This is a genomic window from Siminovitchia sp. FSL W7-1587, assembly GCF_037963795.1.
GTDB classification, from domain to species: domain Bacteria; phylum Bacillota; class Bacilli; order Bacillales; family Bacillaceae_C; genus Siminovitchia; species Siminovitchia thermophila.
On sequence record NZ_CP150169.1, the window covers coordinates 1,408,367 to 1,428,954 of the forward strand.

Here is a 20,588-nt window from a genome sequence, read left to right on the forward strand (position 1 = left end):
ACTATAATTAGTTATAACTAATGATAAATAGATATAACCAAATCTGCTTTTTTGGGGGATTCAGATGAAAAAGTTCGCCATATTCATCTTGCTAGTCGCTTCGTTGTTATTGGCAGGATGCAACAGCAAGGAAACAACCACCAACGTCGACAAGGAAACAGAAGGGAAAAAGATACCATTGACTGTTTCCGCAGCAGTCAGTCTGACAGAGGCACTGGAAGAAATCAAAGAACTCTATGAAAAAGACCATACAGTCGATATCACTTTGCAGTTGGGCGGCTCCGGCACATTAGCCCGGCAAATTCAGCAGGGCGCACCTGTTGACATTTTTCTTTCTGCCAACCAGGAATGGATGGACACATTGGAAAAAGAAGACCTAATCAATCGTTCGACACGAGCAAATATTACAGGAAATAAAATGGTCATGATTACAAGTGCGGATTCCGATATCCAATATACTTCGGCAGCACAAATTTCAGCGAAAGATGTGGAGCAGATCGCCATTGGCAATCCTAAAAGCGTTCCGGCAGGTAAATATACGGAAGAAGCACTACATCATTTGAATAAATGGAATGAGCTAAAAGATCAGCTTGTTTTGGCAAAAGACGTTCGGCAAGTATTAACATATGTGGAAACCGGGAATGCCGACATCGGTTTTGTTTATGAAAGTGATGCGGTGAATTCCGATAAAATCAAGATGTTAGCCACTGTTGACGATTCTTTGCATGGCCCTATCGTTTACCCGGGCGCCGTCATCGCCAATACGAAGCATGAAAAAGAAGCGGAAGATTTTCTAACGTTTTTGCAAACAGAGGAAGCTCAAAACATTATGAAAAAATACGGATTCAAGAAATAACGTTGGTAAGGTATGATGGAACATATGAACTACTCTCCGCTTTTATTATCATTTAAAACGGCTGCTATCGCGACAATCATCGTCTTTATCACAGGAGTCGTCCTTGCAAGGGTGATTGGGCGCAATTCCTTTACCGGAAAAAGCGTAGTGGAAGCCATCATTATGCTGCCGCTCGTTCTTCCTCCAACCGTTGTCGGCTTCGGCCTGTTATACATTTTCGGAAAAAATGGCATAATTGGCAAGCTGTTGCTTGACTGGTTCGACTTTCAAATTGTTTTTACCTGGTACGGAGTCCTCATCGCAGCAATTGTCGTATCGTTTCCATTGATGTATCAAAGTGCCGTCGCCGCTTTTCAACAATATGATCCGAATGTTGAAAGTGCCGCCTATACGATGGGCGCTTCCAAATGGAAAGTATTTTGGACGATTTCCTTTCCGCTTGCCTGGCCGGGTTTGCTCGCTGGGACTGTCCTTTCCTTCGCCCGCGCACTCGGTGAATTCGGCGCTACTTTGATGATCGCCGGCTATATCCCGAACGTGACGGATACGATTCCGCTCGCCATCTACTTCGCAGTGGAATCTGGAGATATGGAGCTTGCCACCTTTTGGGTCATCATTATCGTTGCCCTTGGATTCAGCGCCATTTTATGGCTAAACTGGTGGAGTAAAAAGAACATGATGAAACACACGAAATCTTGATGGAGGGTTCGAATGTGCTTACCGTTGATATTCAAAAAAAACGATCCCATTTTCACTTGAAGGTGCAGTTCACGGCAGCCAATGAAATCGTCATCTTGTTCGGACCTTCCGGATCAGGGAAAACAACCATCCTACATTGTATTGCGGGACTGAACCAGCCCGACTCCGGGACCATCCGCTTGAACGAGACAACATTTTTTGACGGCAAGCCGCTCGTTCCCATCCAAAAAAGAAACATCGGATATTTGTTTCAAGATTACGCCCTTTTTCCACATATGACCGTCTGGAAAAATATCTCTTACGGCATGAAAAATGAAACATTTGCCAAAGACTTCATGAGAGAACTGCAAATCGAACATCTGGCAAACAAATATCCTTCTGAAATTTCAGGTGGCGAAAAACAGCGTGTAGCCCTTGTAAGAGCGATTGCCACCGAACCAGACGCCCTGCTTTTGGATGAGCCGTTTTCCGCATTGGATGACCATACGCGTATAAAAAGCCATGAAGAATTGCTCCGCATCCACCAGCTCTGGCGCATTCCCATTATTTTAGTCACTCATAACCGCGAGGAAGCTGAAAAACTGGGAGATAGAATTTTATATTTGGAGAATGGAAAACTGGCGAACGAAAGACCCCAACAAAAAACAGAGCCTGGTACATAAGTTAAAAACAAACTGACATTCCCGTACAAATCGTGAAAATAAAACCGCGTGAAATCAAGGTTTGTAAATTTGATTTCACGCTGGCTTATTTAATTTTATAGGGTTTTGTCCGAACCTCAAAGTTAGCTTTCTGACTACTTCGCCCAATCAGGTGCGAGCAGAATTGTGTATGTCACCATATAGCGGCCAAATGCGGAAAAGTCTCCCCCGACAGAAAGCAAGCTCTTTTCACCTTCTTTTAAAAAACATTCACTCCTTCCTTATTAGCTTTCTACTTTTTTAACGAACTCGTTTGCAAAAGCGTTAAGGATTTGTCCGGCTTTTTCCGAGATTAATTGATTCTTTTGCTGGTTATTAAGCAATGTCTCGAAACCGCCCATATGCTGAAGTACTTTTTCATCTTCTCCCTTTTCTTCAAAAAGCTCAACAGCGATCATATGAGTTTTTAATGCGCGGGCTGCCTCCGGATTGGAGAACTCTCCTCCTACTTCAAAATGCTTGATGAAAGAGAGGATATCTTGCGCATTTATATCAGATGTCCCACTTGCTTTATTCGAGGCTCCAAAGTCAGCAACTTTTGCGTTATTATGCACTGAAATGAGCGTTCCATGAACGGAGTTTCCAACTACAACCGGCCCGTATTCTCCGTATTTTTCGTTCACAGATACTTGGTTGTTGTCGAGCAAAGCAAGCGATCCGTTAAATGAGCTGCCTACAATGGATACATCGCTTTTCGTAGACATCACAGTTGTTTTCCCCTGGACAGTGGATTCGACTATTTGAACTCTTTCGGCATTTATACTCTCAATGGCACCATGAATTGTGCTGTTCGATACTATGATTGATGCGCCTCCTTGGACCGTCAGTCCCCCGGATACTTCAGCATCTTCAATACAGACGACCCCATCTTTCACCACTACATTACCTGGGTGCTTTCCAGTCATTTTTTCCGAACAGGCTGGTTTTCCGCCAGGCAAAACAGTCACGTGAAAGTCTTTGGATAAGCCGATATTTCCCGCCGCATCAATTGCACGATGTTCAACGAGATGTGTGCCAAATCCAGCAACAAACGGCCCTCCAGGATCATTCTCATTGTAAGTTTGCTCAAAAGCAGCCTTCGAAAGACCTCCTGTCCCCAAGTTACCATATACGAGTGCCTTAACTACTGTTCCGGAATGTGAAAATGTAAACGGTGTACCCAGAGGGGCGTCCGGAAAACCAAAGTAATTGTACCATCCATCTTTATTTAGCCGAAATTCGCCTACGACAAACCCGGATTGATTATCTTTTGGATCAAGCAGCATATCAAACTCATTGAAATATACGTAATGTTCAGTCCCTAACATGGCCAGCGGATCAGACAATGTTTTTTCGGCTAGCGGAAGTTCATTGTCAACAGTCCAGCCAACTGTATCCGATCCCCCGCCAGAGTCCAACGGGTCCATAACCTTTGCCTTTAATTCAAATGATCCTTTCGGCAAATTGAACTGGCTTAAATCGAGATGACGGGTATCATGTTTGTCTTCTATTTTCTTCCCATTAATCTCCCATGTTACTTGTAACACCCTGTCGACAGGATTGGCTGTTTCAACAAAAACGATTTCATCATGCGTCAAATGATGAAGCGTAGTAGAATGGTTGGTGAACTGAATCTCCACATCTTTTTTCGGAAGCGGAGCTCCAACTGTCCACTCTCTCGTTTGTGTCATGCGCGGCCCATCCAAGTATGCGGGGTCTCGGACAAATTCGGTAGTATCCTTCACAGTTGCCTTTATACTGTCTCCCTTTTTTACATTCACTTTCCCAAGTTCTAAATAGCGGCTATTATTCGTATCTGCCACCCTTTTCCCATTAATCTCCCACGTTACATCAAGCATATGAAATCTTGGATGCATTGTCTCTACCCATAGTACATCCTCGGTGCCGACTTCTCCTTCAGGCGTTGAATTAACCGGCATCTTATTGGCGTTTCTCATTCCAGTAATCCGCTGAGTCATGATTTCCCTGCCAACCTGATCGAAGTAAAATCCAGTCCACCGCATCATAGAATGCTCGCTGGGACGCCAAACATTTGACCCGCGTGTTGAACCACTTTCGTAACCGTCCGGATCCGCAGCCCGAATCATCCCCCCAGACTCGCTTTCTTCCCCCAACCAACGCCACCACTTTGCCTTTTGCGCCATCATTTCCTCTGAGCTCATCCGCGTATGGTGCAAAGAGCTTGGCTCGCTGTTCGGATGCGGCAGACCTGGATATTCTCTGCCCCAATAAGGATATTCATCTTGCAGTTGACCCAAGGAATGACCCAACTCGTGCAAAGAAACCAACGGTCCTTGCGGGCTTCCGCCAGTTGTTGTGGCATGCACGCCGCCGATCCCGCCATAAGTAAACGTATTGGCTATAACAAGCGTTTGAATATTTTGAGATTTTTCAGGTATTCCTAAAAGCGGAGCCACATGATCTCTAAGTATCGCATCCCTGGCTTCAACTCCTCCAGCCCCGTATGTCACACCGCGCGCTAACGGATCAGCCGGACATTCATTCGCATATTGGAGATGAAAAACAGTATCCCGACGGACATTTCCATCATCCGGGTCGCAACTGATTCCTGATTCCTTGGACGGTGTCTCTACCATATATACGTTAAAGTAATTCCGATAACTCCGAAACGGCTCAACACTCCACTGGACATTTTGATTCCGATCCACATCCTCGTGAAACTTGTCCATTTCATCAGCGGTATAACCATCTCCCAGAATGATTAGATTCAATCGTTCACTTGCCGGTCCTGTTACCTGCAATGGAACGATATTGACATCACCAACCTCAAGCTGTCCGCTTTTCGCTGATGCAATGGAAAAACGATCTCCTTGCTCCGTTGCAGGACTCAAACCCATAAGCATCAAGACACCGATCGCAAACAAGGACAATATCACCTTTTTACCTTGACGAAACACGTCATTTTCCCCTCCCTAATCAATCTGTTTTTTTAATGTTTTCCTATCATGTCAACATAATGTTAAAGGTAAAGGTCGATTTGAAAAGAATGTTTCATATGATAAGCAAAAAATAGGAATGATGGTAACTAGGTTTGTTTAGTAACAAAATATTCCAATTGTAATGTAAAATAGTATAAAAGATATAAAGGGTGAATGTATGAATAAAGGAAAGCTTCCACTTGTCATTGCCATTGCTGCGGTATCTGGTGGAGGAAAAACAACAGTAGCCACACAGTTAAACCAGAGCTTACAAAATTCAAAAATACTTTATTTTGATCACTACAATTTTGAAGGTCCAGATGACATGATCGATTGGGTAGACAGAGGAGCTAATTATGATGATTGGAACTTGGTTCCGTTGATTAAAGATTTAGAAGGGCTACTTAGCGAACCACTAGATTACATTGTGCTGGATTTTCCGTTCGCCTATAAACACACAAAAATGAGTAAATTTATTGATTTCGCAGTGTTTATTGATACTCCTTTGGATATCGCAATGGCAAGAAGAGTGATGAGAGATTTTAAGAATAATTCTATTGATGATATATTGTTGGATATGAAAAATTATATTGCACAAGGAAGACGGGGTTATCTTGAGATGCTAAAAACGATAAAGCCAAATTCGGATATCATTGTCGATGGGACATTACCTTTATTAGAAATTATTCATAAAATCTCTACATCTGTAGAAAAAATGTAATAACAGGAACGAACTTGGAGGTACATTTCCTCCAAGTTCATTTTTCCTGCTAGAATACGGTATTTCTAAGTCGTAACGTCTCTGCGGTTGGCCAAGGTCATTTGAATTACCCCTTTTTGTTAATTCCCCACAAAAGTGAACCAAACACTTTAACATAGCCTAATAAAAATCGAGGGTAATGTCTGTTTGTTCTTCCGGACACGTCCTCTATAGGAACGCACATATTTGTTAGACATATCGTTTACGATAGATACCATTATTCATTTCCAACTTTTTCAATCAGCTCATCTGCATAAATCTGAAGGGCTTGTCCAGCTTTTTCCGAAATCAATTGATTCTTTAACTGGTTATTTAACAAAGTCTCAAACCCGCCCATATGCTTGAGCACCTTTTCATTTTCTCCTTGTTTTTCAAAGCGCTCTACAGCGATCATATGGTTTTTTAAAGCCCAAGCTGCTTCTTGGTTGGCAAATTCGCCACCAGTCTCAAATTGTTGAATCAACGAAACTAGATCGCTGGCAGTGACATTTGTTCCGGCAACACGTTGGATTGTTACGGCTTGATTCGTATCTGTTTCCGATACTGCCGTAAAAGAAAGCACTGTCTGCGAATCTTGGCCTTCCGGAACTTGCACATAGACTGGCACATTCACTGTCTGCCCTGCTGCCACTTCAATCACTTCGTGTTGGAGCATCGTGTTCCATCCGCCTTCTGTTGCCGCATTCAGCCGGTATAGGTCAGCACTATCCCCACTGTTTGTCACATTGAAATGGTATGTGGCCACTTTTCCGGGAGCCGCTTTTTCCGCCTTGTCCTTGACCGCTTCTACTCCACGATTATAGTCCCCCGCACCATCCAAATGCCGGACAGCCACCCGGTAAGAAAGCACACCATCTTCGTCATATTTCTTATCAAGAATATAAAAGTGGAGCCTGTTATGCTCATCAACGTATTCGCTGACCACTCCATCCGCTGTTCCTGCTTTAAATAACGCATCTGCCAACTGACGATAGTCTCCTTTTGAATACATGGCTTTTTCACCATTCGGTCTCGTGAAGTCTACCTGATCAATATCTTCCGGATTTGCATCAATCACCCATATGTTTGGTGCGGATTCAGCGTTCTTTGTTTTGGCCAACAGCACTCCTGAGTCTGGTATAAATGAGTCAAACCCTACACGATCTACCACTTCCAAGGTATAGTTGTCGTACCATTTCGCTCCCCGTTGCATATCGGCGCGCCAATCATCCCGCAAGGAATTGGGCGGCGTCAAATCTTCCATTTCGATATTGATGCCATATATGCCGCTCCGGCCAAACTGCTCACCGCTCGGGACTGCGCGGGCAAGGACGTCCGCAAACACCGGACCGGTGTCTGCCAATTCATCCCGGTTGACGTTCAAATATTGGCCTTCTGTCAAGAAGCCCTGTTTAATCTTGTTTCTCAGCATATGATGGGATGGCGCAGAACCTCCTAAAGTTGGCTGAACCATCCATCTTGTATGAGGGCCGCCTGGCCCATTAAAGCTGCCGCGACTCATTAATTCCCAAGGACCTGAATACGTGCGGGAAACAGGGTCGGCATATGGATTGTTATAGTTGTCCAGCAACTGCATAATATGTCCAAATTCATGTGCGAAGGTTCCCATTCCATCGTTTTCACCTTGAACAGATATGCCATTTCTTATATCAGCGTGGGACCAAATCCCTTTGGCGGCAACCCATGAAGTCCATGGAACATACCGTGTCGCAGCCCAATTTGGCATATCGGGATATTCGGAAGGCGCTCCATATTCATCACTTACAGATTCGGGACCATCAAACATCATTTCACCAAACTCCTGCCAAACACCTGACTCATCATATCCGGCGTGCAGTATAAATGTAAAATCATATTCTTCTCCCGAAGCTTCCATATCGGCTTTTGCCTTATTCATCGCTTCTGTTCTAAAAGTACTTTTAGGCGTATAATCCGGTGGTAAAAATGGCTGCTGTCCAAACTCATTCATGCCATACTCAAATTCGTTGTGATCCATTCTGTAAGGACCAAAGGCATCAATGTCCACCGACCATTTTCCAAAAGAATTTTCCATCCAGTATTCGTTAATTGTCCGGTGATTGTTTAAAGGTTGAGGTTTGTTTAAAGAATCTTCCCAATACTTCGGCACCTCTTCCCTGGGAATATTTCCATTGATCGGATTCCCATGATGCTCGCTTCCCTCTTCCGAACTTAGAATAAACTCCCGGTCTGGAAAGTCTACTACGACCAATGCGCCTTTCAACACTCTTTCAGGTTGAATATTCGCGTTGTTCCAATCCATCCCTGGTACGGGTCGATAGTCATCCCATGTCATATGTTCCGGCAACACCCAAGACTCGGAATCTACCGGTTCCGGAAATGTGTCCAACCCGGATTGTTGAGCATAAACAGGTGAGGTGAGGCCTACTGAAAGCAAAAAAATACCTAAAACAACAAAAATGCTATTTATTCGCCTCAAACCAGCAACCTCCTTTTATTTTTAACAAAAGCATACCATTTAAATTTAATTCCGACAATTGAGAATATACTGAATGATATTTAAGTACTATAAAGGCTGACTGGTCCTTTGTTCATAAGAACATCGCCTATAACCCATTTTTTTACACATTATTCATTCTTCTTAAATAACAACTGAAATAGGGTTTAGGTGATGTTTTATTCTTAATGTTGATTATATTCTGAATAAAAGTGTGGATCATCACATCTATTCCTTTTCTGTACCCATTTCTAGAGACTTAATGAAAAATAGTGATAAAGACCTGTAAAGCATTTGCAAAAGGTTACAAGGTATGAACAAACCTTTAAGAATCCGTTCTCCCTTGATGGCTGAGTATGCACTGGATGCTTCGCTTTTGCCAAACAGCATAAAAGCAAATGATAGGCAATATATCCTAACGACAACAGATTACTTGCTTACTATTTTATTTATTTTAATAATTTTAAATTGTTTAAATTAAACAGCGGTGTTATGTTATGGATAACTCAAACTGTATTTTTTTAACGAGGGAGGAAATAGGAATTGCGCGGCAATACGAGCAAACCGAAATGAACGATTCACCAAAGGAGGAAGATGGGTAATGAAAAGGCCGGTCATCTATTCACTCTTCATGTTGATGATCCTTTTGGGAAGCACCGCCGAAGTTTCAGCCAATCAGATTTCACCGACTGCTTCCTCCAAGGAACCAGTCAAAATGAATGGACTTGTTCCGGAAACAGCAACAGAATACACCAAAATAGAACTAGAAGACGGAATGACGAAGCCGATCTATCCCATTGATGAGGCCATCATCGAGAACTTGTTGGTTGAAACAGAAACAGATAGCGACGGGGATGGTAAACGGGACCGCGTGGCTATTCGTGTCATGCGCCCGCATACAGATCCCGGAATAAAAGTGCCGGTCATCTATGAAATGAGCCCATATCGGGCCGGCGGAAATCCAGTTGATTTTCACAACGTTGATATGGATTTGGTTCCGATCGACGGCAAGCCGTCGGCAGCAAATCTTGGCTCTTTGGGAGATTATTATGTTCCAAGAGGCTATGCGGTCATTTTAGGATACAGCATTGGGAGCGGTGCCTCGGACGGCTGTCCAACAGTAGGCGATGTACATGAAATCATGGGAACAAAGGCGGTCATTGATTGGCTCAATGGACGGGCTAAAGCTTTCACAGAAGATGGGGGTGAAGTGAATGCCGATTGGTCGACTGGCCATGTCGGCATGATTGGCGTCTCCTATAACGGCACATTGCCAAACGGCGTTGCGGCTACCGGTGTGGAAGGGCTGAAAACGATTATACCCATAGCGGCAATCAGCAACTGGTACGATTACTACCGGGCAAACGGCGCCGTGGTTGCTCCCGGCGGCTACCAGGGAGAGGATGCCGACGTATTGGCTAAATATGTTTTAACACGGAAAAATCCCGATATTTGCCAACAAGGAATTGATCAGCTCACCGAAAAACAAGACCGAATAACAGGTGATTATAACGAGTTTTGGAACAGGCGGAATTATTTGAATGACGCGAATAACATCAAAGCAAGTGTCTTGATCGTCCATGGCTTAAACGACTGGAATGTAAAGACAAAGCAGTTTTCACAATGGTGGGAAGCACTAAAGCAAAACAACATACCGCGAAAAATGTGGCTCCATCAGGGAGGACATAGTGGGGTTTCATCAAATAATTGGAAACAGACGGAAAATAGATGGTTCGATTACTGGCTATATGGAATTGAAAACGGATTGATGGACGAACCGAAGGTCGACATCCAGCGTGAAGACCGTACGTGGCATCAGCAAGAGGACTGGCCTGCCCCTGAAGCAGCTTCCGTAAAGCTGCATCTTAAGGAAGGCACCGATACAGATAGCGGAGTTCTCAGCAGCGAAGCGTTCGCAAATGCATCGAGTCATGAAAGCCTGACCGATACCCCCTTGAAAAAAGCAACTGAGCTTGCGGCAGAACCGGAAATAAAGTCTGAAAATCGCCTTGCTTATCTTTCACCAGTATTAAAAGAGCCCATCCGTCTAAGCGGCACACCTGTAGTGACATTGAAGGCAAGCATTGACCGGCGTGTAGCCAACTTGACCGCACTTCTTGTCGATTATGGCGGAACAAAGCCGGAAATCGTCACACGGGGATGGATGGACCCACAAAACCTGGAATCAGCCGCACAATCTGTACCACTAACACCTCATCAAGCATATACATTCAAGTGGGATATGCAGCCAGATGACTATGTGTTTAAATCGGGGCATCGCCTGGGCATCATTCTTCTTGCAAGCGACCATGAATTCACAATCCGTCCTCCGGCCGGAACAAAAATAACAATATTTCCTGGAGAAAGTGAAATAACCTTGCCAATTGATGGTGACTTGCAACATCTGAATATCACCGCGGCCATCATGGAAAAAACTGTACAGCAATTCGAGAAAGATGGGGAGTTTACAAACAATGAGGCCGCCCGTTCCTTGCAGGTTCATTTAGTATCCATCCATCATTTCGAACAGCAAGGCAAAGCTGAAAAGGTAGTTCAACATATGAAAAGTTTTTACCCTTTGCTTGATCACTATTTTCAAAAAGGACATATGTCAGAACGCGCCTATCAAACTTTGAAATCTGACACGGATTACTTCATAAAAAAATGGCAATGACCTTTTGATTACCAAAATGATGATGAAATAAAGCAACTATTCTCCCCTTGATCCAGACAGATGGGGAGTTTTTTGATGACTCTAAAAAAGGGCGAGAACACCTAAAATTCATATCTTTATCTGTCAACTGCAATAAAATGCCAAAAGCGATAGGCATTTGAAAGAAGCGGTAGATGAGTGCGTTCAAGAAAGTGAACCGGCTTCAGCCCGCATACATAATAGGGCTGAAGCCAGTGTTATTCTAGGCGAAAAGCTCGCAAGGAAAGGCAATCACCATGTATCCCTCTGAATTTACGTAATCCGCCTTAAACACATCCTTGAATACATCCACCCTTACACAATTCCCGTCATTTCTACGAGTGGTTTCAGATCTACTTTTTTATTGGAGTGTCGCTAAAATCGCTTCTCCGTTTTTCTCATACGTCCCCGGCTTTTTCATCCACCTGCCTATATACGGGCTCGCCCTCTTGTTGACACACGGCTTCTTCAAATTCCGGCAGCATCGCACCGACAGTAAAATATTCTAATTTTCCTCCTGCTTTTGCATTGGAAGTATCGGTAGAATATTGTTTTGCCAACGCTTCAAATTTTTCTCCTTTATCAAACGTTTGTTTTATTTCCTTGGCCGTCTTTTCATTCTTTACCAAAATAGGGGGAGCCTGAATCTCCGTTTTCATGCGCTTATAGTACTCTTTTATCTATTTTTCTCAAATATTACCACCACATCTATCGCCTTTTCGTTTAAAAGGCCGATGCGCACCGCCCCTTCCCCAAGAAAGCCTTGACTTGCCAGCCACATCTTAAGCTGGACGCCCAGTTGATCTTTGCTCTCTATCACCTTTTCATCTATTTCTTTATCATTTAATCTTCCAATATGTTGACAAACACACTTAACAATTCCTGTCTATATCTTTCTTTTAGCTCCCATCACTTTCCACTACAACTACCACCGCTCATTTGTGTGTTTTGCGTTGCATGCGGACATGATGAAGGGCTTAAGAATGATCACCAAGCTACTCGCTATGCCTCGCTTTAGTTTTTCATCTTGGGGTCTAAAACGTCCCGCAGTCCATCCCCCATAAGATTGAACCCGAGAACAACGAGCACAATACAGACTCCCGGCACAATCAACGTCCACGGCGCAAGCTGTATAAAATCCCTTGAATCCGCTAGCATTTTACCCCACTCCGGCAAAGGCGGCTGCGCTCCGAGCCCCAAAAAACCAAGTCCGGCGGCATCCAAAATGGCTGTGCCAAATCCCAATGTACTTTGTACGATGAGCGGAGCCATGCTGTTCGGCAATATATGGTGGAGCAGTATGCGGCCATTTTTCATTCCCTGGGCCCTCGCCGCCATGATAAACTCCTCTTCCCGCAAACTAATGACCCTGGAACGGACAAGACGCCCAAAAATCGGAATATTAACGATGGCAATCGCAATCAAGGCGTTTTGCAGAGAGGCTCCCAAAATGGCTACAATAGCGATGGCCAATAAAATGCTCGGAAAAGCAAGCAAAATATCAAAAAATCGTGAAATAAGCATGTCCACCCAACGCCCGTAATATCCGGCAAGAACACCTAAAATCGTTCCAAAAAATAGTGCGCCTATAACCGCAAAGAAACCGACTTGAAGAGAAAGTCTCGCGCCATACGCAATTCTTGTAAAAATATCCCGCCCAAGATCATCCGTTCCAAGCCAGTGTGTTGCAGACGGAGGCTGCAGCCTGTCGGAAATGACTTGTTCATCGAATCCGTAAGGCGTAACGAACGGGGCAATGAATCCAAGCAAAACAAAAAATAGTATGATAAAAAAACCGGTAATGGCGAAACGATTTTTTCTAAGCTGTCTCAAAGCATCCCGCCACAGGGAGGGAGGGGCTCCCATTTCAGGTTCCTCGGGCCTTTTGGGAGGAATTTGTGTTGAGGGCCCCATTTCAACATTTGTTTGCATATTTGATCCCCCTTATTAGTATTTGATTCTGGGGTCGATGACGGTATATAAAATATCGACAATCAAGTTAATAATGACAAATATAAAAGCGATCACCAATATTCCGCTTTGAATGACCGGATAATCCCGATAATTAATCGCCTCAAATATATAACGTCCCACACCTGGCCAACTAAAGATCGTTTCAGTTAAAATCGCACCGCCCAATAATACGCCTGCCTGCAGACCAATGACGGTGATGACAGGGATAAGGGCGTTTTTTAATGCGTGTTTATAAATCACCAGGAACGTGCCCGCCCCCTTTGCCCGGACTGTCCTAATGTAATCGGACTTCATAACCTCCAACATGCTGGAACGTGTCATTCTGGCAATAATCGCCATTGGAATCGTTCCGAGTGCGATAGCTGGCAAAACGAGGTGTTTTAAGACTGTCACCGTTTTTTCAAAGTCCATTTGCAGAAGAGAATCGAGGACATATAAATGGGTGATGGGTGTAATGGGATCCTTGCTTGCCTCTCTTCCATAAGCAGGGAGCCATGCAAGCTCTTGGGCAAACAGCCACTGCTCCATGAGCGCCAGCCAGAAGACGGGCATTGATACACCGATTAAGGCAAACAGCATCGCCAAAAAATCAAACCATGAATTTTGCTTCCAAGCACTGATAATACCGGCATTGACCCCGATAATGATGGCAAATAAGATGGCGAAAAATGTCAGCTCAAAAGTCGCCCCCAACCGTGGCAGCATTTCAGTCAATATGTCGTTTTTAGTCCGCAAAGATGTTCCCAAGTCCCCCTGCAGCACATTTGATAAATAGATTCCATATTGAACGGGATACGGCTTGTTTAAGCCCAATCTTTCTTCCAGTTCCTTAACTGTCGACTCTTTAGCCGCTTCCCCTAAAATGGTTTGTGCCGGATTTCCGGGAATCATATGTACAATCGCAAACGTAATAATCGTCATTCCAAGCAAAACAGGAATAAGCACGAAAATACGCCTGCCAATATAGGCATACATACATCCACCCCATTTCCTAAATTGATGAAAGTGCATTTGATTGTAAAAATAAAAATATAGGGTAATAGAAGGACTCTATTACCCCACCAACTCGTGTGGTCTGCGCCACTCTTTTTCTAATGAACCGGCTTTTGTCCCAGCCCCATATTGATCTTTATTCCAGTTCTACTTCTTCCAACGGATCACTCGTGGATGGATGAGGTATAAAGTTTTTCACGGTGCTTTTTGCCGCCACAAGCGGTTTGGAATGTACCAACAATGCTGTCGGGGCGTCTTCACTTAACAGCACTTGCGCTTCCTTGTATAGTTTGGCCCGCTCGTCTTGCTCTATAGATAGCCGTGCCTGATCCAATAATTTATCCACTTCTTTATTTTCATAGAAGTTTCTGTTCTCTCCTCCGATCGCTTTACTGTGCATCAAGCTGTCAAAGAAGTAATTCGGGTCGCCATTTGTGCCCGACCAGCCCATTAAATACAATTCTTGATCACCTTTCGCCGTTTTCTCCAAATAAGGCGCCCATTCTTCACGGACAATGTTTACCTTGATGCCAACCTGTCCCAAATTGTTTTGAATGATTTCGCTTACCTTTTCTGGGTCAGGCATATATGGCCTTGATACAGGCATGACCCATAGGTCAATATCAAATCCATCCTTATACCCTGCTTTTTCCAGCAGTTCTTTCGCTTTCTCCGGATCGTAATCATACCCTGCCACTTCATCGTTATACCCCAAATAGGTTGGCGGGATGAGGTTCTTCGCGGGCGTCGCGTAGCCCGAATACAATGCGTCAATGATAGACTGTTTGTCAATGGCATAATTGATCGCCTGGCGTACTTGCTTATTATTTAACGGTTCTTTCTGATTGTTGAATCCCAAGTAACCTACGTTATTTTCGCTGCGTGTAAATAACTGCAAATTTTCATCCGCTTCAATGCCTTCGGCATCTTCGGGGTTTACATCATCAATGATGTCCACTTCACCCGATTTGAGGGCAATCAAGCGGGCGGCGGTGTCTGGAATGACTTTATAAATAACTCTATCTAATTTGGGCAATCCTTCTTTCCAATAATCTTCATTTTTTTCCAAAACAATTTGGTCATCCTTCGTCCAACTAGCAAACTTGAATGGACCAGTTCCCACCGGATTTTCGTTAATTTTTGAGCCATGTTCTTCTAAAGCGGCCGGAGATGTTATGGAAAAGTAGTGCATGGCCATATTTTGCAAGAAAGAACCTAACGGCTCATTTAAAACAAACTCGATTTCATAATCTCCTTTTACATTGACCTCCTTGATGATATGTCCCTCTTCCCCTTTATAGCCTCCGAACATGGCGCCGTATAAAGGATAAATATATCCATCATCGGTAAAGCTGTACTGATGTTCCGGATCGGACCAACGTTCAAAGTTGATTTTTACTGCTTCTGCATTGAAATCTGAACCGTCATGGAATTTCACTCCTTCTTCCAGGAAGAAAGTATACGTCAATCCATCTTCCGAAACTTCCCATTCCTTAGCAAGCTTGGGTACGATTTCAAATGACTCTCTGTCATAATCGAGTAAGCTTTCGTAAATATTCTTCGTCACACGGGAGGTTTCTCCATCAGAAACACTGGCAAAGTCCAAACTGCTGGAATCCCCGCCGCGAGCATAAATAAGCACCTGTTCAGTATCTTTTTCTTTCTTCCCCGATCCTTTTGAATCATCTGATGAAGTCTGATCTCCACCGCTGCATGCCGCAAGGAACAAAGCTAGTCCCGTGACAAGTGAAAGTAAAAGAGTTAAGCGTCTCTTCAAACCCATTTCCCCCTTTTCATTCATAAAATAAATTTAATAAAGCTTATTCCTTCTATTTAATAAAGATGACAAGCCACAAAATGCCCTTCTTCCATCTTGCGAAATTCTGGCCTTTCAATTTTGCAAATTTCCATTGCCTTTGGACATCTTGGATGAAAAGCACACCCCAATGGCGGACTCGAAGGGCTCGGCACATCTCCTTTTAAAATAATCCTTTCTCTTGCTACATCCGGGTCCGGTACGGGAGCCGCCGACAAAAGGGCTTCCGTATAGGGATGTTTCGGATTTGAGTATAGTTTGTCTTTCTCGGCCAATTCCACAATCCGTCCCAAATACATGACGCCAACACGATGGCTGATATGTTTGACCACACTTAAATCATGCGCGATAAAAATATAAGTCAAATGAAACGTTTCACGTAAATCCTCCAATAAATTAAGAATTTGGGATTGAACGGAAACATCCAGAGCAGACACGGGCTCGTCACATATGATTAACTTCGGATTGTTCGCAAGCGCTCTTGCAATGCCGATCCTTTGCCGTTGCCCCCCGCTGAACTGATGGGGGTAGCGGGAAGCATGATACATGCTTAGACCCACTATTTCGAGCAGTTCTTTCATCCGGGCTTTTCGTTCCTTTGCGGATGCCATTCCATGAACGAGAAGTGGTTCGGTGATAATTTTTTCCACTTTATGCCTTGGATTTAAGGAAGCATATGGATCTTGGAAGATGATTTGCATATCCCGCCTTAACTTTCGCATTTCTTCAGGTGGTATGGTGGTGAGTTCTTTTCCCTCAAAGCGTATTTTTCCGGCTGTCGGTTTCATCAATTGTAAAATGCACTTGCCGGTAGTGGACTTTCCACATCCGGACTCGCCGACGATTCCAAATGTCTCTCCCGGCATGACATGAAACGAAACTTCGTCAACAGCTTTCACTGCTCCTATTTTCCGTCCCAAAACGCCGCCTTTTATGTCAAAATGTTTCTTTAAACCCTTAACTTCCAAGAGTGGCTTTTGCATGTTCTCCCTGTTCACTCTCCTTCCCCTCATATAAAAAACAGCGACTGCTCCCCCCTTTTGCAAGCGCATACAATTCTGGCGTTTCAACAAAACAGCGATCAAATGCAAACTCGCATCGCGGCGCAAAATGACATCCAACCGCTCCAATTTTCGGCTGTGGAACCGTACCTGGAATAGAATACAATTTTTGCTGTTTTTTATGTAAAACGGGGAGGGACTTGATCAGGCCCTGGGAGTAGGGGTGCTTCGGGTCTTTTAAAACTTGCCGCATCGTACCTTCTTCAACAACCTGTCCGGAATACATCACCAACACCCGGTCACATATTTCGGCCACAACCCCCAAGTCATGGGTAATGAGTAATATGGCAGTCTCGTTTTCTGTATTTAACTTCTTCATCAAATCAAGAATTTGGGCTTGAATCGTTACATCCAGAGCTGTAGTCGGTTCATCCGCTATCAAAAGTTTCGGCTCGCATGCCATCGATATCGCAATCATGACGCGTTGCCTCATTCCGCCCGAAAGCTGATGGGGGTATTCATGGATAATTTGTTCCGGCCGGGGAATACCAACGAGTTTCAGTAATTGGATCGATTTCGCCCGGGCCTCTTTTTTGCTGATTTTTTGATGGATTCGGATCGCTTCAATGATCTGATCTCCAATCGTAAACAGAGGATCGAGAGATGTCATTGGCTCCTGAAAAATCATGGAGATTTCATTTCCCCTTATTTTTCTCATTCGCTTGTTGGAAGCTTTTACGAGATTTTCACCTAAAAAATAGATTTCCCCTCCCACAATTTTACCGGGAGGATTTGGAACCAATTGCATAATCGACAAGGACGTGACGCTTTTTCCACATCCTGATTCCCCAACAATTCCCAGCACTTCTCCTTTATGTATCTTGAGACTCACTCCATTTACAGCTGGAATTTCTCCGGTGTCGGTAAAAAAATGGGTATGTAATTGATTGATCTCTAAAATTACTTCATTCAAATATGTTCACACCTCCTAAAAAAAGCCATCCTATTTGGAATTATGTAAAAAATGAGATTAGGTTAAATATACTTTATTTAATCACAGTTTTCAAGTTTTATTGCAATAACATTTGTGTCTTCTTTCATTTTCAACCGCTTGTTTATTTCGTTACTGTTCATTTAAAATTTCCCGGCATCGCCTCGCCGACTGCTGCCGGGAAACAACTATTTTTCAAAAATATCATCCTATTACCGGCAAACTACGGCCCGCTTTCAATAAGTGATTCAGCTTCTTCTTTGAGCATATAATAGCCTTTATTGGATATTAGCCCATTATTTCGTTGCTGGTCCAGCAACAACATAAATCCATTCATATGTTTCGCTACTTTATCACCGAGCCCTTTTTTCTCATAAAGTTCAACTGCCGCCATATGAGTAGTTAAAGCACGGGCTTCCTCTTCACTTTGAAACTCGCCATCCTCTTTTAAACTCTCCACAAGCGATAGAATTTCTGTTGCGGTTGTTGGGGTTGTTTCTCCAAGTGCGTTTTCAAGAGCTTTTCTGCCTCCAACGATCGGCAATTCTACCAAACTCTTTCCTAGATGGACATGAAATGCAGCACGGTTTGGGTCCGTAAGGAGCCTTCCTTTATTGCTTCCAGCAATGACAATTCCAATCCGATGGCCTTTTTTAAATACATAATCTTCTGGAAGGGTTTCCCATTTGATGCGATGATTTTTTCCAGGCTCCAGAAAGACAGGGTGTTCAAGCGATTTTCTATTCTTGGCGCTAAGCCATCCATGTGTCACAATTTCATAGGGGGATTCAATTGTTGTTAATTCCGTTTCCAGATAGCAGGCGCTGTCGGTTGGAGAACTTTCACCCCAGCACGTTCTGTTGGAAAGTGTCCGGATCCCTTCATCACTGCTTTGATGATCTACCCTTACATCTGTTCCATAATCTACGATCAGCGCTGTAAGATTCGTATTTTCCTTATCAACGACCGTGCGAATATCTATTTCGGGAACACCGCTTAACCGGACATCTTCCTGAAGTTCCGGAGACAAAAAGATGAGTCTGTCCTCTTTTACTGTAAATTCATTTTGCACCATCTGCTTGTCAGTTTGATCCGGGTTATCCGTGAATGTTTGGACAGCTTCTCCATTCACCGGTCCAGTTGTCAGCGTGCCTGGCAAGCTTTCATTTCCTGGAGCAAGTCGTACTCTGACAAACGTTGAATTTTCAGCCGGCCAACTGGAATGTGTTTCCCACTCACCCGGACCTGTTTCCAAGTCTAAAATCGGTTCATCCATGATGCCGTTTTCTATGTCCAGCAGCCAATAGTCGAACCAGCGGTGAAGTGTCTGTACCCATTCTGCTCTTCTAAAATCAAACGGGTCTACATGCCCTGTCTGTGTAAGCCATAATTTCCTCGGTATATCGTTTTCAGCTAACGCTTCCCACCATTTGGAAAAATGGTTCGCTTTCACATTATAGTCATTTAATCCGTGAATCATAAAAACGCTTGCCTTGACCTTGCCTGTATCTTTATAGTAATTGCGCTCATCCCAAAACTCATTGTAATTTCCGGTTTCATCATCAGCGGCGACTCTTATTCTTTCGTGGATCGGTGCGCATTGCCGCACCCTTTTACTGTTTGTCACCCTGCTTGCCAAACCACTGGGGCCGTTGCGGTAAAACGGAATGCCTTCGTAACGATAATAATAATACCAGCTGCTGATGGCACCGATCGGCACGATCGTTTCCAAACCTTCTACACCCGTGGCGGCTACTGCATTTGCTAAGGTTCCATCGTAAGACTTGCCGACCATTCCCACTTTTCCAGCTGACCAATCGGCACTCACTTCATTTCCCTCTTTGTCGAACGCTTTTCCCTTTCCGTTTAACCACTCGATGACCACTTTTACGCTTTCCGTCTCTTCAAATCCACCTGTTGTGGGACAGCCATCGGAATTGTTTGTTCCCACCATATCCAGCAACACGACCGCATATCCCCGCGGAACGAAGTAATTGTCGTAAAATAAAGGGAACATTTCGTTTGTTCCGGAACCATCCGGATCTTTTACTTGGGACTCATTACCTCGTCCCAACTTTTCATAATAAGGACTTGCCTCCATGATTACGGGCACCTTTAATCCTTCCTCTGTTTCTTTTGGACGCATAATGTCAATCGCAATCCGATCCGGCTCTCCATTTTCATCACTGTCCAATTCCGATTGAATGAAAACGGTTTCTTTAATGGCGTCCAAATAAGAATAGATGGGCCGTGTGACGCCATCTTCCAATTCATGTCCAGAAACCGTTACCTGCTCGGCATATACTTTATCATTGTCGAGGTGGGAAAACGACGGCACTAACAAAAGAGACAATACTAGACTAAGGGCCACTCTACTTGTACTCCAACGCATTATATCATTTCCCTCCCTTTTGTTTATATTTTCATAATAATTTAAATATTCTTGATAGAAAAGGGTCTTTTCGGTTAATTATCTGGGATATTTTACAAATTTTTTTTACGAGAATGCTAGATTTCCCAAATCGACATTAGTCTTGTAGTGAGGAAAACGCCATAACATGGTCAGAACGGCTGAAAAAAGAAGCAGATTAAAAAAGCGTCATCAAAACACGCCAGATTAAATCTTTTGGTGCAGATAGCCCCATGTCTACCTTTGCAATATAAAAACCCTTCCAAGAAGTAATACCTAT

At 43.7% G+C, this 20,588-nt stretch carries 13 protein-coding genes and 1 pseudogene; 5 read left to right on the top strand and 9 right to left on the bottom strand.

Annotated features, from left to right (window positions below; genetic code table 11):
- The first annotated feature begins 64 nt into the window (after positions 1-64).
- The 3 genes from modA to NST31_RS06560 are packed head-to-tail and all read left to right on the top strand — an operon-like array spanning position 65 to position 2,217.
- Positions 65-856 (top strand): molybdate ABC transporter substrate-binding protein, encoded by a 792-nt coding sequence (gene modA, locus NST31_RS06550; protein WP_077113581.1) that lies wholly within the window; start codon positions 65-67, stop codon positions 854-856.
- 24 nt (positions 857-880) lie between these two features.
- Positions 881-1,555, top strand: coding sequence for a molybdate ABC transporter permease subunit (gene modB, locus NST31_RS06555; RefSeq protein WP_077113625.1), 675 nt, complete (start codon positions 881-883; stop codon positions 1,553-1,555).
- 14 nt (positions 1,556-1,569) lie between these two features.
- Complete coding sequence (locus NST31_RS06560; RefSeq protein WP_077113582.1) at positions 1,570-2,217, top strand: ATP-binding cassette domain-containing protein; 648 nt, start codon at positions 1,570-1,572, stop codon at positions 2,215-2,217.
- A gap of 263 nt (positions 2,218-2,480) precedes the next feature.
- On the opposite strand, the gene NST31_RS06565 is transcribed toward NST31_RS06560, so the two are convergent.
- The gene (locus NST31_RS06565) at positions 2,481-5,174 is read right to left on the bottom strand and encodes a M64 family metallopeptidase (protein WP_077113583.1); all 2,694 of its coding nucleotides are present in this window, start codon (positions 5,172-5,174) and stop codon (positions 2,481-2,483) included.
- A gap of 199 nt (positions 5,175-5,373) precedes the next feature.
- Here NST31_RS06565 and NST31_RS06570 point away from each other — a divergent pair, with 199 nt between their 5' ends.
- Positions 5,374-5,916 (top strand): hypothetical protein, encoded by a 543-nt coding sequence (locus tag NST31_RS06570; protein ID WP_077113584.1) that lies wholly within the window; start codon positions 5,374-5,376, stop codon positions 5,914-5,916.
- Between the two features lie 256 nt (positions 5,917-6,172).
- Here the strand turns inward: NST31_RS06570 and NST31_RS06575 are convergent, their stop codons facing one another.
- Entirely contained in the window at positions 6,173-8,413 is a 2,241-nt protein-coding gene (locus NST31_RS06575; RefSeq protein ID WP_205179091.1) for a M6 family metalloprotease domain-containing protein, read from the bottom strand.
- 733 nt (positions 8,414-9,146) lie between these two features.
- Between NST31_RS06575 and NST31_RS06580 the strand changes: the two are divergent.
- Positions 9,147-10,817: pseudogene (locus NST31_RS06580) on the top strand (Xaa-Pro dipeptidyl-peptidase); the annotation flags it as partial.
- 704 nt (positions 10,818-11,521) lie between these two features.
- Here NST31_RS06580 and NST31_RS06585 read toward each other — a convergent pair.
- From NST31_RS06585 to NST31_RS06615, 7 genes are all read right to left on the bottom strand, one after another.
- Entirely contained in the window at positions 11,522-11,782 is a 261-nt protein-coding gene (locus NST31_RS06585) for a peptidylprolyl isomerase (protein ID WP_077113587.1), read from the bottom strand.
- Positions 11,783-12,137: 355 nt separating this feature from the next.
- On the bottom strand, positions 12,138-12,989 hold the full coding sequence (locus NST31_RS06590; protein WP_236017041.1) for an ABC transporter permease: 852 nt from the start codon (positions 12,987-12,989) through the stop codon (positions 12,138-12,140).
- Positions 12,990-13,070: 81 nt separating this feature from the next.
- The gene (locus NST31_RS06595) at positions 13,071-14,072 is read right to left on the bottom strand and encodes an ABC transporter permease (protein WP_077113588.1); all 1,002 of its coding nucleotides are present in this window, start codon (positions 14,070-14,072) and stop codon (positions 13,071-13,073) included.
- A 154-nt stretch (positions 14,073-14,226) separates the two neighbouring features.
- A complete protein-coding gene (locus NST31_RS06600) occupies positions 14,227-15,873 on the bottom strand; it encodes an ABC transporter substrate-binding protein (protein WP_077113627.1) in 1,647 nt (548 codons plus the stop codon).
- 50 nt (positions 15,874-15,923) lie between these two features.
- Positions 15,924-16,889, bottom strand: a complete 966-nt coding sequence (locus tag NST31_RS06605) for a dipeptide ABC transporter ATP-binding protein (protein ID WP_077113589.1) — start codon at positions 16,887-16,889, stop codon at positions 15,924-15,926.
- Positions 16,864-17,880: an ABC transporter ATP-binding protein gene (locus NST31_RS06610; protein WP_077113590.1), complete on the bottom strand. Its 1,017-nt coding sequence runs from the start codon at positions 17,878-17,880 to the stop codon at positions 16,864-16,866. Before NST31_RS06610 ends, NST31_RS06605 begins: the two co-directional genes overlap by 26 nt.
- 241 nt (positions 17,881-18,121) lie before the next feature.
- A complete protein-coding gene (locus tag NST31_RS06615) occupies positions 18,122-20,290 on the bottom strand; it encodes a Xaa-Pro dipeptidyl-peptidase (RefSeq protein ID WP_077113591.1) in 2,169 nt (722 codons plus the stop codon).
- Positions 20,291-20,588 lie beyond the last annotated feature (298 nt).